Origin of the sequence: Achromobacter pulmonis, from assembly GCF_021733725.1 — a bacterium.
Lineage (GTDB): Bacteria > Pseudomonadota > Gammaproteobacteria > Burkholderiales > Burkholderiaceae_B > Achromobacter > Achromobacter pulmonis.
The window spans coordinates 3,104,524-3,123,333 of sequence record NZ_JAIFOT010000001.1 but is presented as its reverse complement, the minus strand read 5'-3'; the positions used below and the strand labels follow the sequence as shown (position 1 = coordinate 3,123,333).

Here is an 18,810-nt window from a genome sequence, read left to right as displayed (position 1 = left end):
GAGCTTCCTTGAACGAGGGAATGTGGGGATTGCCGGCGCGTTACGCGGCGGCGGAAGGAGGATCGACGTGGCGGATCGAACCGGCCACGACATGGGCGCCGAAGTCGGCCACCAGCGCCTGCACGAAGGGATCGACGGCAACCGCGTCCTCGGCGGCCTGCTGGCGCGCCGCGCGCTCGGCCTGGGCCACGGCGTGGGCGGTGGCTTCACCCACGGCGCCGACGTCCACATCCAGCCGGATGCCCTGTCCGAAGTGTTCGCACAGCACCGTCTGCAGCCGCACGCGGCTTTCGCTTTCGGCCAGCGTCTTGACCGCCACGCGCAGGATGATGGCATCGCCCTGCACGCCGGCCCATTCGCTCTGGCGCGCCAGTTCGGCGGCCAGGCCGGTGACCGGCAGGCGCGCGGCCAGTTCGGGCCAGGCGGCGGCGGTCATGTCGGCCAGACGCGCGCGCGACTGGCGCTTGCGGCCCGGGGCCGCGGCTTCGCGCCGCACGGGCGCGGCCGATGGCACGGGCGCGGCCGATGGCGCGCTGGCCAGGGTTTCGAAATCGTCATCGGGGTCCGACGTGAAGCCGCCATCCGGCACGAAGCCGCCTTCGGCCTCGAACGGGATTTCCTCATCGACCCAGGAAGGCGGGCCGTCGTCATCCGCGGCCGGCGCCACCGCGGCGGCCACGGGCGTCACGGCCAGCGGGGCCGCCTTGGCTGCCGCCGGGGTGGCAGCGGCGGGCGGCGGCGTGACGGGCGCCGGCGCCGTCGCTGGCGCGGCGGCAGGCGTCGCCGTGGCAGGCGCGCTCGCCACGCCAGCGGCGACGGGCGACGGCTCGGCAGCGGCTTCGGCGCTGGCCTGCGTCGAAGCCGCTGTGACGGGCTCCTCTTCCCACGGCGGCGTGCTGGCTGCGGCCGGCTCGGCCGCAGCGGCGGCCACCGGCGTGGGCGCGACGGCGGCGGACGCGGCGTTCGCTTGCGGCACGCTCGCGGATGAGGATGCAGGTGCGGTGGCCGCGACCACCGGAGTCGCTGCCGGGGAAACCGGTGGCGCGACCGGCGCGGCCACGGCCGGCGCCGCCGGCTGCGGCGCGGCCGCGGCGGGTTCGGCCGCCTGGCGGGCCGGCGCGGCGGGCGCCTCGATGGCGGTCTGCGGACCGGCGTCACCGTTGAGCGCCAGCATGCGCAGGCAGGCCATGATGAAACCGGCGTACTCGTCCGGCGCCAGGGTCAGTTCGCCGCGGCTGTGCACCGCCACCGAATAGAACAGTTGCACCGCGTCGGGATGCAGGGTTTGCGCAAGGCGGGCGATGTCGGCCGCCAGCGGGTCCTCGGCCGGCGTCACGCCCGACACGCGCTGCTCGATCGCGATGCGCGACAGCAGCACGGCCAGGTCGGCCAGCGCGCCGGCATATGACAGTCCGCGCGTGGCCAGTTCATCGGCAACCGCCAGCACGCCTTTGGCATCGCCGGTGGCCAGCGCGTCCAACAGGCGCACCAGGTGGCGCTGGTCGATGGTGCCGAGCATGCCGCGCACGGCGTCCTCGGTCAGGTTGCCGGCGCTGTAGGCAATGGCCTGGTCGGTCAGCGACAGCGCATCGCGCATGGAACCGCCCGCGGCCTGGCCGATGAGACGCAGCGCCGGCACTTCGAAGCCGACCTGCTCTTCGCCCAGCACCGCCTGCAGGTGGCCCACGATGGAGTCGGCCGGCATCTGCTTCAGATTGAATTGCAGGCAGCGCGACAGCACCGTGACCGGGATCTTCTGCGGGTCGGTGGTGGCGAGGATGAATTTGACGTGTGGCGGCGGCTCTTCCAGCGTCTTGAGCATCGCGTTGAACGCGTGCCCCGTCAGCATGTGCACTTCGTCGATCATGTAGACCTTGAAGCGGCCCGCGCCCGGCGCATAGACGGCCTGCTCCAGCAGTTGGGTCATTTCCTCGACGCCGCGGTTCGAGGCCGCGTCCAGTTCGAGGTAATCGACGAACCGGCCGGCGTCGATCTCGGTGCAGGCGCGACAGACGCCGCAGGGCTTGGAGGTGATGCCGGTTTCGCAGTTGAGCGATTTGGCCAGGATGCGCGACAGCGTGGTCTTGCCGACGCCGCGGGTGCCGGTGAACAGCCAGGCGTGATGCAGGCGCTGGGTGTCGAGCGCATGCGTCAGCGCGCGCACCACGTGATCCTGTCCCACGAGGGTATCGAACGATCGCGGCCGCCACTTGCGGGCCAGTACCAGATAAGTCATGGCGGGATTGTAGAGCCTTTGCAAGAGCCTATGCGATTGCCGGCGCGAAATGCAAAAGGGACGGAATCATTTTCCGGGGAATCCCCCTTGGAAAACAACCCCGTCCCCTTTGAGAAACCGGTTGGCGAGCCTTACTCCGGCACTGACCCTAAACGACTATGGCTGCTTCGTTCCCGACCTGACCAGGTTCACCGTCGAACCATGCGGAGGGGCCCGCCAAGCAAGATTCTAGCAGAGCTTCGCGTTGCTCGCTCGGCTAGCCTCTTGCTTGGCGGGCCCCGGGGGGCTGTATGTGCGCCCCCTCCCCGGCCCTCCCCCCGAGGGGGAGGGGGAGAAGACGTTGCTTCGCTTGTCTTGGTGGCTCGCTTCGCTTTGCCTTGCTTGCCTTGCTTGCCTTGCTGCCTTGCTGCCTTGCTGCCTTGCTTGCCTTGCTGCTTTGCTGCCTTGCTTGCCTTGCTTGCCTTGCTGCTTTGCTGCCTTGCTTGCCTTGCTGCTTTGCTTGGCTTGCTGTCTTGCTGCCTTGCTGCTTTGCTTGGCTTGCTGTCTTGCTGCCTTACTTGGCTTGCTGTCTTGCCTACCTTGTTGTCTTGCGGTCTTTCTTGCTTGTCGCCTGGCTGGGTGTGCTTTGTTTGACCTCGTCGCTTTTGCCTTCCGGGGGGGGGCTTGTCGGCGCTATTTGAGGGGGGAGGGTTACAGGTCGATCCAGGCGCGGGCGCGGGGGAAGTAGAGGGCGGCGCGGGCGTTGCGGCCGTCCAGGGCGGTGACTTGGGCGCAGTAGCGCAGAAGTTGGTCGCCGTGGCGTTGGCGCATGCGTTGGGCGAAGGCGGCTGGAGATTCATTGGGTTGGGGGCGGCCGGTCTTGTAGTCGACGATGAGCCAGCCGTCTTCGGTGCTCAGCGCCAGGTCGATGACGGAGACCTTGCCGGCGGCGTCGATGAGGGGCCATTCGCGACGGGCGCCGGATTGGGACAGGAGCCAGAGGCCGCGTTCATCGGCCAGGGTGGACTGGAGCGTGTCGAGCACGGCTTCGGCGGCGGCGTCGGCCTGGCTGGCGGGGATGCCGGCGCGGGTCAGTTGGCGGCGCATGGCGGACTGGCGCTGGGCCAGGGCCTCGGCCGGCCAGGCGGCGATGCCGTCGTGGCCGATGCGGGCCAGCCAGGCGTGGGCCAGGGTGCCGATGGCGGCGTCGTAGCCGGATTCGAGTTGCCAGGCGGGATGTTCGGCGCTGTCGCCCCAGGCGCCGCGCGCGGTGGCGGCGAAGCCGGGGCTGATGGCCACATCGGTCTGGCGCGCCAGCTGCGCCAGACCATCACCGCGCACGCGGCGCAGGGGCTCGCCTTGCCACTCGGGGCCGTCGTCGCGGGGTTCGGCGTTGTCGCCTTCCTTCGCGGGTGGCTCCGGTGTTGCCAGGCACGGCCAGAGGCGGCCCAGCAGGCTGGCGGATGGCGGGGGCTTGGCCTGGCCGGTGGCCTCGTCGACGGCGACGTGGCCCACCAGGTGCAGGCGCTTGCGGGCGCGGGTGGCGGCCACATACAGCAGGCGGTCGATTTCGTAGGAAGCGCGGCGCGCCTCGCGCGCGCCGAGGTAGCGCGACACGGGGTCGGCCTCGGTCTCGGCGCGCGGCTTGACCGGGCCGAACAGCACGCGGCCGGCGCTTTGCTCGAAGCGCACCAGCGGCGGCTGGTCGCCGCGCGGGGCGCGATGCAGGCCGTAAAGGATGACGGTTTCGAACTGCAGGCCCTTGGACTTGTGCATCGTCATGATCTCGACCGCGGCATCTTCGTCGGCCGCGTCGGGCGCCGCGAACAGGCGCGCGATGCCGGCGTCAAGCGCGGCCGCGTCGATGGCGCCGTGCGGCGCCAGCCGCTCGACCAACTGGAACAGGCTTTCGGCATCGTTGGCCACCGAGGGGCCGCTGTACAGCGCGGGCCCGCCCAGGCGGCGCCACAGCATCTCGACCCAGGCCGCGAAAGGCATGGCGCCCGACGCGTTGCGGGTGTCCAGCAGCACCGCCGCCACCTGCTTCAGGCGCGCGTATTCCTCGGGACGCAACAAGGCCTCGGCGCTGGGCCGGACGTCCGCGCCGCCCAGCGACGGCGCGGCCTCGCCCGCCGCCACCGGCATCGCAGCGGGTTCCTGCCGCGCCGCGGACGCCGAGTCGTCGAACAAGGCCCCTTGCGCCGGGTTCTCGGTGTCGTCGAACAAGGACCCCTGGCGCGCCGCCGGCACAGTGGCCAAGGGGGTCGCGGCGGCCTTCGCTGGCGCCGGGCGCAACAGCCGTTCCAGCAGGACCGGCACCGGCGTCACGTGATCGTCGCCGAACAGGCGCTGCAAGGATTCCAGCGTCAGGCCGCAGAACGGCGCGCGCAGCACCGACAGCCAGGCCAAGCGGTCCCCCGGATGCGACAGCGCCCGCACCAATTGCACCAGGTCCGCCACCACTGGCCGCAACGCCAGCGGCACCAGGTCCACCGCGCGGCAACGGATGCCTTCCTGCGCCAGCCGGCGCGTCAGATTGCCCAGGTGGCTGCGAGCGCGCACCAGGATGGCGACCGGATGCTTGCTGCCCGCATGGTCGGCCAACGCCTGCCGCACCAGGCCGACCGCGATGTCCTCGGCCTGCTCCTCGGCCGGCGCGGCGCCGGCGCGTGACCAGGCGGGATGGAAACGCACGGCGGGCTCCGGCAGGGCCTCGTGGAAAGCGCTGGACGGGCTGTACTTGATGGCGCCGGCGGCGGCGTCGCTGCGCTTGGGCAGCAATTGCGCGAATGACTGGTTGACCCAATCGACGATACCCGCCTGTGAACGGAAATTGTCGGTCAGGTTGAGAAAGTCCGGCTGCAGCTCCCCCACGCCCTGCTCCGCCACTTCCAGGAACAGACCCACTTCCGCCTTGCGGAAACGGTAGATCGACTGCATCGGGTCGCCCACCAGGAACAGGCTGCGGCCGTCGCCCGCCTGCCAGCCCGAGGTCAGCGTGCGCAGCAGGTCGAGCTGCGTCTGGCTGGTGTCCTGGAATTCGTCGATCAGCAGATGACGGATCGACGCATCCAGCTTGAGCAGCAGCTCGCCGGGATCGTCGGCGCTGCCCAGCGCCGCGGCGGCGCGCTGCGAGATCTCGATGAAATCGACCTCGCCGGTGTCGGCGAAGCGCAGCCGCAGTTGCGCCACGGCCAGCGTCAGTGTCATCAGCTGCGCGCCCAGCACCTCCCACTGGGCATCGCTCAAGCGCGGCGCGGGAATGTCGCGCACCGCGGCCAGGCGCCGCACCCACGGAGCATCGGCGTCGGCGCTTTCGAGCCAGGCCACGAACGGTTCCTTGTGCGCGCACTTGGCCGGAAACCCCAGGGTCTTGGTGACGGTCTTGCGCAGCGTACCCGCGCCGGTCAGCAGCAGATGCGCCACGGCGCGCCACTGGTCCAGCACCTCGGCGTCGGGCGGCAGTTCGTCGGTCCAGTCAAGCAATGCCGCCAACCGGTCGTCTTCGCCGCCGTCCTGCAACTGGGCCGCGGCCAGGCGCGCCGGGCCGCACAGCGCCTCGGCCCAGCCGAGGGGCATGGCCTCGCACAGCGCGTCCAGGTCTTCGCCGATGGCCTCGGCCAGGGTTTGTTCCAGGGCCTCGCGGTCGGCGCTGTGGCGCAGCAGCGGCAGCCATTGGTCGCGCTGGCCCAGCATGTCGGCGATGGCATCGCGGGCCGCCTGCACGTCCACGTCCATGTGTTGCAGCAGGATGCGCACCGCGTCGTAGTCATCGGCCAGATCGAGCGTGGCGCGGGCCGCCGCCAGGTAATGGGCGCGGGCATCGTCGGTGATTTCGGGCATGCCGCCCAGTTCGGACAGCCACGGCATGCTGCGCACCAGGCCGGCGCAGAACGAGTCGATGGTGCGGATGGCCAGCCGCGCCGGGTGTTCCAGCAGGTGCCATTGTTGTTCGGCATTGCGCGCCAGCGCGGCGCGTGCGAGTTCCCAGCTGCGGCGTTCATGCGCGGCCTCGGGCGGCGCCTCTTGCCCGCGGCGCAGCTTGCTGAGCACGCGCGCATGCATCTCGGAGGCGGCTTTGCGCGTGAAGGTGATGGCGACGATTTCCTCGGGGCGGCTGACAGTGGCCAGCAGCGCCAGGATGCGGTCGGTCAGCAGCTCGGTCTTGCCGGAGCCGGCGGGGGCCTGCACCAGAAACGAGCGCGCGGGATCCAGCGCGGCCGCGCGCGCGGCGTGGTCCTGGGGCAGGCGTTCGACATCGGCCATGGCTCAGGCGTCCTCATCGTCCAGGTGCAAGCGCAGGAACGGCAGCGCATCGCAGTATTTCAGGTCATCGCGCCGGTAGGCGACATTGGCGGCATGCCCCGCCACGTATTCATCGGCCAGCGATTCGATCGCGGCGCGCCAGCGCTGGCGGATCTCGGGCCAGGACAGGCCGTCGAAATACTTGCTTTCGGCGGCCAGCGTCACGCCTTCCATGCCCAGGTCTTCGTCGGCCAGGCCCTGCGCCGCCACCTGGCGCGCGTGGATCTGGGCCAGCACCAGGCCGGCCACCTCGCCGCCGGCGGCGTCGGCCAGCACCGAGGCGTAGAACGGCAGTTGCAGGTTGACGGGACGGCTGCGCGACCAGTCCGGCTCGGGTTTGGCGGCGGCCACCCCGGTCTTGTAGTCGAGGATGACGTTGCGGCCATCGGCCAGCGTGTCAATGCGGTCCAGCCGCAGTTTCAGGTGCAGCGCGCCCCGCCGCCATTCATGGTTCTTCTCGACCTGCGCCACGGCGAACGGCAGGCGCTGGGCCTCCATGTCGAGCCACGACGCCAGTACCGCCCGGGCCCGCGCGCATTCCAGCGCCTTCAGGGCCGGCGCGTATTCCTTGAGTTCCTCGTCCGCCGCCTGCGCCACCGCCTGTTCGAGCAGCGCGGGCAGGCGGCCCGCGGCCAGCGTCTCGTGCAGGGCCTCCTGGTCGGGCAACATGCCCCACACCCGTTCAAGCGCCTTGTGCAGGAACTGGCCGCGCACGTTCACCGTGGCCGCGTCGGCGTAGGGCGCCAGTTCGCGCCCGCCCAGCCGGTGCCGCACGAAGGCCCACAAGGGGTTGCGCGCCTGCGTGTCCAGGACATCCAGGCCGCCGCCGCCGCGATCAGCGGCGGCCAGGGGCGGCCCGCGCGTATCGTCCAGCGATTCCTGCGGCAAGGCGGCCACGGCGGCAACCGGCGCCGGCCGCCAATCGGTCGGCGGCGCCGCCGCGATCAGCGGCGATGGCCGCAGCTCGCGTTCGCCATCCATGTGCGCATGGCTGACGATGACCTGCGGCGCGCAGCGGCACAACGCCGCGTAGATGCCTTCGGCCCATTCACGCTCGCGCTCGGGCGTGGCGCGCGGCGCCTTGGCCTGGCGCAACACGGCCAGCGGCAGCAACGGATTCGGCTTGGGCGAAGCCGGCAGCACATCGTCGGTCAGGCCCAGCATCCAGATGCCATCCCAGAAGCCGCCCTCGGCCTCGAGCAGGCCCAGCACGTCCAGCCGCGCCAGCGGATCGCGCTGCGGCTGGAACGACGCGGAGCGCGCCACGCTTTGCAGCAGATTGACCGCCGCCACGCCCCCCAGCCTGCCCGCCGCCGGCGCCAGCGCGGAGAAACCGCCCAGGGCCTCGCCCAGCGCGCCCAGCACCTGGTAGCCGACGCTGTCCAGCACGCCTTCGCCGGGAAAGCCCAGCGCCGTCAGCCCCGCTTTCATGCGCAGCATCCAGACGTCGCAGGAGGCGCGGGCGCCGCCGCGCGTCCAGATTTCCATGGCCTGGTCCCAGGCCTGCGCCAGCGGCGGCAGCAACGCCAGCTGCTTGCGCCATTCGACCGCGCCGACATGGACCTGGCCGCGGCGGCGCCAGCGCGCATCGATGGCGGCCAGGCGGGCACGCTCGCTGACATCGCCAGCGCAATGCCCCGCCAGAAGGGCCGCGCCCAGCACCTCGACGCCGCAGCCCTTGCCCGCCGCGCATTCGGCCAGCGCGCGCAGCCAGGCCAGCGCCGCGCGCGCCATCGGCCATTCATCCAGCGGCCGGCCAACCGCCACGTTGAAGGCGAACGCCGGCGCGCCGTCGCGCCCCGCCAGGGCCTGGCTGAGGACGCGGCGCGCAAAAGGCGACTCGGCCTCGAGCTGCGGGGACACGATGGCGTAGCGGCCGGAGGGGTGACGCGCGAGCTGGTCCGCGGCCCATTCGGCGGCCGCACGCCATTCGGCCCCCTGGTCGGACGCCTCGAAGCGCCGCGGCGCGGCCGGCGCGCGCTGCGTGTCGCGCCATTGCGCGATCCGGCAGCCCTGCGCCTCGAAGGCTTGCAGCAGGCGCCGAAAGCGCGGCGACAAATCGGTGAAACCCGCCAGGACCAGTTGGCCGGGAACGGCCAGGCGGCCGTCTTCGAGCGCGCGCAATACGCGCGCGTAGCCCTGGTTCGCATCCTCGGCGTCGATGGCTGCCAGCGCCTCGCGGTAGCGCCGGCGCCAGCGGGCAAAGCCGCGGTATTCATCGGTATCGGCGCCGGATGGCACCTGCAATGTCCATTCGTCCATCAGCAGGTCGGCATCCATCGACAGGCGGGCGGCCTGGCTGGCGTCGAGCAGCACGCGTTCGGCCTCTTCGGCGCGGATGGCCTCGGTCCAGACCAACTGGGTGGCGAAGCTGTCCAGGCGATAGGCCGGCACATCCTCGTCGTCCTCGAACGCCAGCTCATTGGCGGACTCGGCCAGCCAGGCGGACAGGGGCAGGATGCGAGGCAGTTCGCTGACCTGGCGTTCCTGGCGCAACAGCCCGGCCAGTTCGAGCGTGAGCCGGCGCGACAGGCGGTTGTTGACCGTCAGCACCAGCAGGTCGGCGGCGGGCAAGGCGCCGATGCCGGGCAGGCTGAGATCAGGGAAGGAAAGCGGGGCGTCCTGCATGGAAAGGCGAAGAATCGTTCACCGCCGTAGGATACCGCGAGCCCGCCCCGCCAGCGTGCTCAAAAACCGCACAGCGAGGCCAGATTTTCCCAGTGGATCTGCATGCCGGGCGTGGTGTAGCCCCAGAAGGCCAGGCCCAGCACCAGCGCCAGCGCCACCCAGCCCAGCAGCCGCCAGCCGCGCTGACGGCGGACGGGCTTGGATGCTGGCGTGGCGTTCATGATGGCTTGCGGCAAGTCAGGCGGCGGCCGGCTGCGCCAGCGGCTGTTCGCGCACGGGCAGGCACAGCAACGCCGCGGCCACCGCCAGCGCCACGCCCAGCCACCAGACCAAGTCGTAGCTGCCGGTAGTGGCGTAGGCATAGCCGCCCAGCCAGACCCCGATGAAACTGCCGACCTGATGGCCCAGGAACACAATGCCGGACAAGGTCGCGGCATAGCGCAGGCCGTAGATCTGGCCGATCAGGCCCTGCGTCAGCGGCACCGTGCCCAGCCAGAACAACCCCATCCAGGCTGCGAATGCGTACAGCACCCAAGGTGACAGCGGCAGCCACAACAGCAACAGGATGCCGAAGGCGCGCATGCCGTAGACCACCGTCAGCAGACGCTTCTTGCTGTACTTCCCGCCAAGCTTGCCGGCATAGAAAGAACCCAGCACGTTGAACAGCCCGATCAGCGCGATCGCGGTGGCGCCCTGCCCCGGCGTCAGGCCGCCATCGGTGACGTAGGCCGGCAGGTGCAGCGTGATGAAGGCGGTGTGGAAGCCGCAGACGAAATAGCTCCAGAACAGGAAGTGGAACGACGGATGCCGCACCGCCTGGCGCACCGCCGCCGCCAGCGATTGCTGCGGCCCGCCATGGGCTTGCGGGCGGCCGCGCAGGTAATAGGCCAGCGGCGCGGCGCAGGCCACGAACAGCGACAGCACCCACAGCGCGCCCGGCCAATCCAGGCCGGAGATCAGCACCTGGCCGGTCGGCACCACGGCGAACTGGCCCAGCGAACCGCCGGCGCTGGCGATGCCCATGGCGGTGCTGCGATAGGCGGGCGGCACCGCGCGCGCCACCACCGGCAGGATCACCGGGAAGGTGGTGCCGGCCTGACCCAGGCCGACCAGCAGGCCGGCGCTCAGGTAGAGCGTGGTTTCGTCGGTGGCGAAACGCGTGCCGATCATGCCCAGCATGTACAGCAGCGCGCCCAACGCGATGGTACGGCCGGAACCATACCGGTCGGCCAGGATGCCCATGAAGATGCAGGCCACGCCCCAGACCAGGTTCTGCAGGGCGAAGGCCATGGAAAACACTTCGCGGCTCCAGCCGTGGGCCAGGCCCATCGGCTGCATGAACAGGCCGAAGGTGGCGCGCACCCCCATGGCCAGCAGCACCACCAGGGTACCCAGGATGATGGTGCGCAGGTAACGCGTATCGGTAGTGCTCGACATGATTGTTCTTATTGACGACGGCGGGCGCCCCCCTCTCCTCGGGACGGTCGGGCCTTGGGCCAGACGCGCACATCATAAACAAATAACCCGGACCGCCCGGGAATACCCGCGTCGGCACATCGCATATGCCCTCCACAATTTAGTTGATTTTATCAACTACATATTCCAGAATGGGACTTTTCCCACCTCCCCTGAACCATGACTCTGCAAACCCCGCTGACCCGCCTGCTGGGCACGCGCTATCCGATCATCCAGGGCGGCATGAGCTGGGCCTCGTCGAATGCGGCGCTGGCGCTGGCGGTGTCGTGCGCCGGCGGCCTGGGCGTGATCGCCGCCGGCCCCATGTACCCCGAGGCGCTGCTGGCCGCCATCCGCGCGGTCCGCGCCGGCACCGACGCGCCTTTCGCGGTCAACATCCCGCTCTACAACAAACGCGCGCAGGAACACATGGACATCGCCCTGAGCGAGGGCGTGCCCATCATCATCGCGTCGCAGGGCGGGCCGCAGAAGCACATCGGCCGCGCGCGCGAGGCCGGCGCCAAATGGCTGCAAGTGATCGCCAGCCCCGAACATGCCGCCAAGGCCGAAGCGGCTGGCGTGGACGCGGTGATCGCGGTCGGCCTGGAAGCCGGCGGCCATCCCGGCCCCGATGAAATCGGCTTGCAGGTATTGCTGCGTTCCGTGGTGCGGCGCGTGTCGGTGCCGGTGGTGGCGGCCGGCGGCATCGCCGATGGCGCCGGCATCGCGGCGGCGCTGTGCCTGGGCGCCGCCGGCGTCCAGTTGGGAACACGGTTCCTGCTGACGCCGGAGGCCGGCGTGTGCGATGCCTACAAAGCGGCGGTGCTGGCCGCCGGCGTAGCCGACACCACGCTGGTGGGGCGCGGCCGCTCGCCGGTACGGATGCTGCGCAACGCCTTTGCCCACGACTATCTCGCGGCCGAACGCGACGGCGACCAGACCGTGCTGGAGACGATGTTCGCCGGCAGTTCCCTGAAGCAGGCCGCCTTCGACGGCGACGTGCGGGGCGGCAAGGTCGAGGCCGGCCAGAGCGCGGGCCTGATCGACAGCCTGCAACCGGCCGGCGCGGTGGTCGAGCAACTGGTGGCGCAAACCCGCGATGCGCTCAGGCGCGTGGCGTTACTGGCCGGATGAACCGCAGCGTCCGGCCAGAATCCGCCTATTTCTTCATCAACCCCGCCGCCTGCACCAGCTTGCGCATGGCGGCCTGGTCCCGCTCCACGAAGGCAGTGGCTTCCCGCGGCGTCATGGTCCACAGGTCTACCCCCTGCGCCTGCATCAGTTTGCGGTATTCGGGACTGGCGTTGACCTTGGCCACCGCGTCGTTCAGGCGCTGCACGACTTCCGGCGGCGTGCCCTTGGGCGCGGCCAGGCTGTACCAGGAGGCCGATTCGGCCCCCTTCACGCCGGATTCGGCCAGCGTCGGCACCTCGGGCAGCAGCGGCGAGCGATGGTCGTTGGCATAGGCCAGCGCCTTCAGGCGCCCGCTGCGGATGAACGGCAGGCTGGCGGCCAGGTTCAGCACCGCCATGTCCACCTGCCCGCCAACCAGGTCGTTGATGGCCGGCGCGGCGCCGCTGTAGGGAATATGGACGATATCCACGCCGGCGCGTTCGCGGAACAGCTCCGCGCCCAGGTGTGGCGAACTGCCCGGCCCGGCCGACGCGTAGTTGATGCGCCCCGGCTCCTTGCGCGCCATCGCGATCAGTTGCCCGACGCTGTCGACCTCGAGCGTGGGCCGCACCACCAGCATATTGGGCTGGTTGGCAACAATCGAGATAAATGCGAAGTCCTTGATGCCGTCGTACGGCGTCTGCTGCATCAGCGGCGTGACCACATGCGCGGCCGAGGTGCCGAGCAGCAGCGTGTAGCCGTCGGGCTTGGCGCGCGCCACGTAATTGGCGCCGATGGCGGCGCCGCCGCCGGCCTTGTTCTCGACGATGACGGCCTTGCCCAGCTGTTTCTCCAGTTCGCGCGCCAGGGCCCGTCCGAGTACGTCGGCCGGACCGCCGGCGGCGTAGGGGTTGACCAGCGTGATGGGTTGCGACGGGTAGGCCTCGGCGGCCATGGCCGGGCCGCTCAGCGCGCCCGCCAACGCCGCGCCGCACAGCAGGCGCTTCATAATCTTCATGGTTTGTCTCCTGGAATATTGTGTTTTGTGTCTGATGGTGTGCGAGGGATGGCAACGGGGCGCCGCGCCCCGCCCCCTAGATCGCGCCCTGCTCGCGTAAAGCCTCGATCTGCGCCGGCGCCAGGCCCAGCCGGCCGGCCAGCACGCTGTCGGTATGCTCGCCCAGCAAGGGCGGGCGCTGCAGGCGCGGATCGTCGAAACCGTCGAACTTGAATGGCACCGGCACCGCGCCGAAGCGGCCGATGGACGGATGCTCGTAGCTGCCAACCATGCCGCGCGCCAGCACGTGCTCGTTGTGCAGGATTTCCTCTACGTCCAGGATCGGGCCGGCCGGCACGCCACGCGCATCGCAGCGGCGGCACAGTTCGTCGCGCGTCAGCCGCGCGGCGGCGGCCGACAGACCGGCCATGACCTCGTCGCGCCGCGCCACGCGCACGGCGTTGCGCGCCAGTTCCGGGTCGTCGGCCCATTGCGGCAGGTCGAGCGCCTCGCACAGCGGCTTCCAATGCTGGTCGCTGCCGGTGATCTGCACCCAGCGCCCGTCCCCGCACTGGAAGGCGGCGGACGGCACCCGGCCGGGGTGCTCGGTGCCCAGGCGCGGCGGCACTTCGCCCAGCGCAAAATAGCGCGCGGCGGCCAGCGACAGCAGGCCTACCTGCCCGTCCAGCATCGAGAAATCGATATGGCAGCCCTGCCCCGAACGCGCCCGTCCCACCAGCGCCGACAGGATGCCGATGGCGGCCCACAGGCCCGAGGTCAGGTCGCTGACGGGCAGGCCCGGCTTGACCGGACCGCCGCCCCGCTCGCCGGTCAGGCTCATGATGCCGCCCATGGCCTGGAACACCGTGTCATAGCCCTTGCGCGGCGCGTATGGCCCGGTCATGCCGAAACCGGTGCACGAGAAATAGATCAGGCCGGGGTTGTCCGGGGCGATGTGCTCGCGGTCGAGGCCGTACTTGGCCAGCGTGCCGACCGGGAAATTCTCCACCACCACGTCGCAAGTCTGGGCCAGGCCCCGGATCACGGCCTGCCCTTCGGGGTGGCGGAAGTTCACCGTGATCGACTGCTTGCTGCGGTTGAATGCCAGGTAGTAGGCCGACTCGGTGCCGCCCTCGCCATGCACCTTGGGTTCGAAGCCGCGCGTCTCGTCGCCACCGCCGGGCTGCTCGACCTTGATGACCTCGGCGCCCAGCTCGGCCAGGATCATCGAGGCGAACGGGCACGCCAGCACGCGCGACAGGTCCAGGATAGTGACGCCTTCGAGCGGCCTCATCGCGCCGCCCCCTGGCGGAAGCCGCGCATGATGACGTTGGCGTCGCGGCCCACGCCCAGCGCCTCGCCCAACCCCAGATCGGCCGCGCGGTGGAAGGCGCGCTTGGTCAGGCCCATGGCCGCCGGTTCCCAGCCCGCCAGGCGCCGCGCCATCGCCAGCGCCTCTTCCAGCACCTGCGCGGCGGGCGCGACCCGGTTGGCGATGCCCAACTGCAACGCGCGCGCGCCGTCGATCGGCTCGGCCATCGCCACCAGCTCGAAGGCATGCTTGCGGCCCACCTGCCGCACCAGGTTGGCCATGACCACGGCGGCCACGATGCCGTGGCGCAGTTCCGGATAGCCAAAGCGTACGTCCGAGGCCATGACCGTCAGGTCGCACGCCAGCGCCAGGCCGGCGCCGCCGCCGAGCGCGTTGCCATGCACCGCGCCAATGACCGGCTTGGCCATGCGCGAGAACACCAGGTGCAGATCGGTGGTGAGATCCGCGCGGCGCAGCACCGCGTCCGGTTGTTCCGGCGTCAGCGCCGAGAACTCGGTGGTGTCGGCACCCGCGCAGAACGACTTGCCGTTGCCCGCCAGCACCACGGCGCGGATCGCTTCGTCGCGGTCGGCCTGGCGCAGGGCGTCCAGTAGCGACGTGGTCAGCGCGGTGTTCAGGGCGTTGTGTTTTTCCGGACGGTTCAGGCGCAGCAGCCGCACGGCGTCCAGGTCTTCGATGATCAGTTCCGACATCACGGATATCCTCTTCCAATGGCGATGTGCAAATTGATTGATTAAATCAACAATAAGGGTAAAAAAAGGCGCAAGGCGCGCCCCTCGCGTTCAGCGCGGCTGCACCCCGCGGCCACGACGCGCCGGCACCTCCGCCTTGCACTCGTTCAACATCTCCAGCGCATGCGCGGTGAGCTTGTCCAGCGTGCGCTCCAGGGTTTCGCGTTCGGTCTCCGAAAGCACCGACAGCATGCTCTCGTTGCGCTCGATCGCGGCCGGGAACATCTCTTCGTACAACGCGCGGCCGGCGCGCGTCAGGTCCAGGCTGACGCCGCGCCCGTCCTGGCTGTCGGCGCTGCGCTGGATCAGGCCGCGCTCGATCAGCTCCGACACGGTGCGGCTGGCCTGGCTCTTGTCGATATTGGCCTCGCGCGCCACCGCGTTCAACGACATGTCCGGCGCCGCGCCCAGTAGCGCGATGATGCGCCATTCGCGCGGACCGACGCCGTAGCGGCTTTCGTTCAGGCCGGCGGCGATACGGCTGGACACATAGGCCAGCCGGTTCAGGCGGTACGAGAACAGCTCCTTTAACGCCCGGGGTGCGGGACGCGCGGCGGTGGCGGACTTGGATGCGGTGCGGGTGGCCATGGCGAACTCGTCAGATGCGGAAAAGCGTGGTGCGCGCGCGCGGCGCGCGCCACTGCCCGCATGATATACAAAGGCGGCGCGCGGCCCTCATGCCGCCGCTCCCGCGGCCACGCCGATCAGCGGGTTCAGCCCGCTTTGCGCCACCCGGCTGTGCAGGACGCGCCCCAGCACCTCCTGGCAGCGCGCCGAGATGGCCGCCAGCGCCCGCAGGTCCAGGCCGGTGCGCACGCCCATCGACTCGAACAGGTTGACCAGGTCCTCGGTCGCGACATTGCCGGTGTGGCCGCCGCCATAGCGCACCTTGGCCGGATGGCCGCCGACGCCGCCGAAGGCGCAGTCGAAATGCGTGACGCCCGCTTCCAGCGCTGCCAGGTAGTTCACCAGCCCGGTACCGCGCGTGTCGTGGAAATGCGCCACCGGCGTCACCTCGGGCAGCTCGCGCGCCATGCGGCCATACAGATCGCGCACCGAAGCGGGCGTGGCCATGCCGGTGGTGTCGCCCAGCGTCACGATGCCCACGCCCAGCGCGGCGAAGCGCCGCGCATCGGCCATGACCGCATCGGGATCGACCGCCCCCTCGAAGGGGCAGCCGAACGCCACCGAGATCGTGCCGATGAGGCGAAAGCGGCCATTCGCCAACCGCGCCATCGCGGCGATGTTGTCCCATTGCGCGGCACGCTCGCGCTTGAGGTTGCGCGTTGAATGCGATTCGCTGGCCGAGACCAGCAGGCTGATCTCGTTGGCGCCGATGCCAGCGTCCAGGTCGGCCAGCGCCCGCTCGACGGCGCGCGCGTTGGCGCAGGTAGCCTTGTACCAGACCCCCGCGCGGCGCGGCAGCGCCGCCAGCAGTTCGCTGGCATCGCCAAACTGCGGCACCACTTTGGGGTTGGAATAGGAGGTCGCCTCGATCCGCTCGAAGCCCAGCGCCGCGAAACGGTCGATCAGGTCGGCCTTGACCGCCGTGTCGATGAAGTCGGGCTCGTGCTGCAGGCCATCGCGCGCGAAGCATTCGCACAGCACCACGTCGCGCGCGCTCATGCCTGTTGCTCCAGCCCGAACAGCGCCAGCGCATGGGCGCGCAGCTTGTTCTTCTGCACTTTGGAGCTGCCGGTCATGCCGATGTGCTCGAAGCTGTCGACGATCTCGACATAGCGCGGCACCTTGAAATTGGCGCACCGCGCCTTGCACCAGGCGGTCAGCTCGTCCGGCGTGCAGTCCTGCCCGTCCTTGAGCAGCACGAACGCCGCCGGCACTTCGCCCAGCCGCGCGTCCGGCACGCCCACCACCTGCGCCATGCGCACGGCGGGATGGCTGTGCAGGGTCTCCTCCACTTCGGCCGGCGCGACGTTCTCGCCGCCCACGCGGAACATATCCTTCAGCCGGCCCACCATGCGCAGCCGACCGTGCGCGTCCATTTCGCCCAGGTCGCCGGTGCTGAGCCAGCCGTCCGCGCCGAGCGCACGGGCAGTGGCCTCGGGCATTTTGTAGTAGCCCTTCATCACGCTCCAACCGCGCGCCTGGATCTCGCCCTGCATGCCGGGCGGCAATGGCGCGCCCGTTCCCGGGTTCACCACCCGCACCTGCATGCCCGGATGCGGCAGCGCCCAGCCCATGGCGCGCAGCTCGAACGGATCGTCGTGCGCCGACAGCGTGATGTTGGGCGAAGCCTCGGATTGGCCGTAGGCATTGCAAATGCCCGGCACGCCCATCACATCGCGGATCTTGCCCATTACCTGCGGGCCGGCGGCGGCCCAGCCGCCACGCAGGTGGATACGGCTGCGGTCGAAATCAGGATGCCCCATCAGCATGAGGAAGATGGTGTCATTGCCGGACGTCAGCGTGCAGCGTTCTTCGTCCAGCATGCGCAATGCCTCGGCCACGTCGAACTTCGGCAGCGTCAGCAGGCAGCACCCGGTCATCAGGCTCACCAGGATCGACAAGGTGGTGCCGGCCACGTGAAAGTACGGGCGGATGCTGAAGTAGCGGTCGTCGGGCCGCACGCCGATGCGCTGCGCCGCGGCCCAGGCGTTGGTCAGCATGTTGGCGTGCGTCAGCATTACGCCCTTCGGGAACGAGGTGGTGCCCGAGGTGTACTGGATCAGCAGCACGTCGTCCGGCGCCACGGCGCGCATGACGGCGTCGAGCGCCGCATCGTCGACCGTGGCGCCGGCCCGCAGGAAGTCCTGCCATGATTGCGCGCCCGTGGGGCAGCGCTCTCCCAGCACCACCACGCGCCGCAGCAGCGGCAGGGCCTGCCCGGGCAAGGCGGTCGTCAGCGCCGGCTCGACCTGCGCCAGCAGATCGAGGAAATCGATGCCCAGGAAGGTGTCGGCCGTCAGCAGCAGTTGAACGTCCGCCTGCTTGAGGCAGAACGCCAATTCATCGGTCTTGAAGCGCGTGTTGACCGGCACCGTCACGGCGCCCAGCAGGGCGCAGGCATAGAACACCTGCACCCAGGCGCCGCCGTTGCCCAACAGCACGCCGACGTGGTCGCCACGGCGCACCCCCGCCGCATGCAGGCCGCGGGCGATGCGGCGCGCGCCTTCCTGCAACGCCGCCCAGGTGTGGCGCTCGCCGGGCGCGACGAAGGCTTCGGCGTCGGCGCGATCGGCCACCTGGCGCGCCAGTGCCTGCGACAGAATCGTCGGGCCGATCATGCCTTGTCTCCCGCCGCGCCGAATCCGGCGATGGCCTGCTTCCAATCGGTGCCGCGCAGGTTTTCCTCGATGGCCAGCAATTCGATCGCCATCGCGCCCTCGCGCGTCGTCGCCAGCCCCTGGTCGATACTGCGCTTGGTCAGCCTGACGGTCAGGGGCGCGGCGCGCGCAATGGCTGCCGCCATCCGCGCCGCCTCCGCGGCAAGCGCCTCGGGCGCATAGACCTGATTGACCAGACCGATCTCGCGCGCTTCGGCCGCGTCGAAACGGCGGCCGGTGAACAACAGTTCCTTGGCCTTGCGGGCGCCGGCGATACGCGGCAGGCGCTGGGTGGCGCCCACCGTGCCCCAGCCCACCTCCGGATAGCAGAACGTGGCCTCGGACGAGGCCAGCACGAAGTCGCAGGCCGCGGCGATTTCGCAACCGGAACCGAACGCGGCCCCCTGCACCACCGCGATCACCGGCTGCGGCATGCGCTCGATGGCGGCATAGGCGGCAAAGCCCTGCACCCGGCGCGCCGTCAATTCGGCATTCGACATGGTCTTGCGCTCTTTCAGGTCGGCGCCGGCGCAGAACGCCGGGCCGGCCGCGGCGATCCGCAGCACGTGCACGTCGGGGTTGTCCGCCAGTTGCTGCATGGCCTGCACCAACTCGGCGCACATCAGGGAATTGAGCGCGTTACGGCTGTCGGGCCGGTTCAGCGTCACCGTGGCGACACGGTCCTGCACGTCCAGCAGGATCGTGTGGAAAGTCGGGGTCATGCCTGCTCCTGGATGTTCTGGGTCTGG

The 18,810-nt window shown here is 70.2% G+C and carries 13 protein-coding genes and 1 other RNA gene; 1 reads left to right on the top strand and 13 read right to left on the bottom strand.

Going from position 1 to position 18,810, the window contains the following annotated elements; translation table 11 throughout:
* Window positions 1-40 precede the first annotated feature (40 nt).
* The 6 genes from K2W61_RS14440 to K2W61_RS14415 form a co-directional block, all read right to left on the bottom strand.
* On the bottom strand, window positions 41-2,236 hold the full coding sequence (locus K2W61_RS14440; protein ID WP_236755885.1) for a DNA polymerase III subunit gamma/tau: 2,196 nt from the start codon (window positions 2,234-2,236) through the stop codon (window positions 41-43).
* A gap of 120 nt (window positions 2,237-2,356) precedes the next feature.
* Window positions 2,357-2,454, bottom strand: an RNA gene (ffs, locus tag K2W61_RS14435) — signal recognition particle sRNA small type.
* A gap of 472 nt (window positions 2,455-2,926) precedes the next feature.
* Complete coding sequence (locus tag K2W61_RS14430; protein WP_236755884.1) at window positions 2,927-6,481, bottom strand: UvrD-helicase domain-containing protein; 3,555 nt, start codon at window positions 6,479-6,481, stop codon at window positions 2,927-2,929.
* A 3-nt stretch (window positions 6,482-6,484) separates the two neighbouring features.
* Entirely contained in the window at window positions 6,485-9,148 is a 2,664-nt protein-coding gene (locus K2W61_RS14425) for a PD-(D/E)XK nuclease family protein (protein WP_236755882.1), read from the bottom strand.
* Window positions 9,149-9,207: 59 nt separating this feature from the next.
* On the bottom strand, window positions 9,208-9,369 hold the full coding sequence (locus K2W61_RS14420; protein ID WP_175133769.1) for a hypothetical protein: 162 nt from the start codon (window positions 9,367-9,369) through the stop codon (window positions 9,208-9,210).
* A 16-nt stretch (window positions 9,370-9,385) separates the two neighbouring features.
* Window positions 9,386-10,585, bottom strand: coding sequence for an MFS transporter (locus K2W61_RS14415; protein ID WP_236755881.1), 1,200 nt, complete (start codon window positions 10,583-10,585; stop codon window positions 9,386-9,388).
* Window positions 10,586-10,783: 198 nt separating this feature from the next.
* Between K2W61_RS14415 and K2W61_RS14410 the strand changes: the two genes are divergently transcribed.
* Window positions 10,784-11,737, top strand: a complete 954-nt coding sequence (locus tag K2W61_RS14410; RefSeq protein WP_236755879.1) for an NAD(P)H-dependent flavin oxidoreductase — start codon at window positions 10,784-10,786, stop codon at window positions 11,735-11,737.
* A 25-nt stretch (window positions 11,738-11,762) separates the two neighbouring features.
* Here the strand turns inward: K2W61_RS14410 and K2W61_RS14405 are convergent, their stop codons facing one another.
* From K2W61_RS14405 to K2W61_RS14375, 7 genes are all read right to left on the bottom strand, one after another.
* Entirely contained in the window at window positions 11,763-12,734 is a 972-nt protein-coding gene (locus K2W61_RS14405; RefSeq protein ID WP_236755877.1) for a Bug family tripartite tricarboxylate transporter substrate binding protein, read from the bottom strand.
* Between the two features lie 76 nt (window positions 12,735-12,810).
* On the bottom strand, window positions 12,811-14,007 hold the full coding sequence (locus K2W61_RS14400) for a CaiB/BaiF CoA transferase family protein (RefSeq protein WP_175133773.1): 1,197 nt from the start codon (window positions 14,005-14,007) through the stop codon (window positions 12,811-12,813).
* Window positions 14,004-14,738, bottom strand: a complete 735-nt coding sequence (locus K2W61_RS14395) for an enoyl-CoA hydratase/isomerase family protein (RefSeq protein WP_175133774.1) — start codon at window positions 14,736-14,738, stop codon at window positions 14,004-14,006. Before K2W61_RS14395 ends, K2W61_RS14400 begins: the two co-directional genes overlap by 4 nt.
* A 90-nt stretch (window positions 14,739-14,828) precedes the next feature.
* Complete coding sequence (locus tag K2W61_RS14390; protein WP_175133775.1) at window positions 14,829-15,365, bottom strand: MarR family winged helix-turn-helix transcriptional regulator; 537 nt, start codon at window positions 15,363-15,365, stop codon at window positions 14,829-14,831.
* Between the two features lie 87 nt (window positions 15,366-15,452).
* Window positions 15,453-16,403 (bottom strand): hydroxymethylglutaryl-CoA lyase, encoded by a 951-nt coding sequence (locus K2W61_RS14385; protein ID WP_175133776.1) that lies wholly within the window; start codon window positions 16,401-16,403, stop codon window positions 15,453-15,455.
* Complete coding sequence (locus K2W61_RS14380) at window positions 16,400-18,022, bottom strand: AMP-binding protein (protein ID WP_236755876.1); 1,623 nt, start codon at window positions 18,020-18,022, stop codon at window positions 16,400-16,402. Before K2W61_RS14380 ends, K2W61_RS14385 begins: the two co-directional genes overlap by 4 nt.
* Window positions 18,019-18,783 carry an enoyl-CoA hydratase/isomerase family protein gene (locus K2W61_RS14375; protein ID WP_236755875.1) on the bottom strand — a complete coding sequence of 255 codons (765 nt, stop codon included), beginning with the start codon at window positions 18,781-18,783 and terminating at the stop codon, window positions 18,019-18,021. The genes K2W61_RS14380 and K2W61_RS14375 overlap by 4 nt, the downstream gene beginning before the upstream one ends.
* Between the last annotated feature and the right edge of the window lie 27 nt (window positions 18,784-18,810).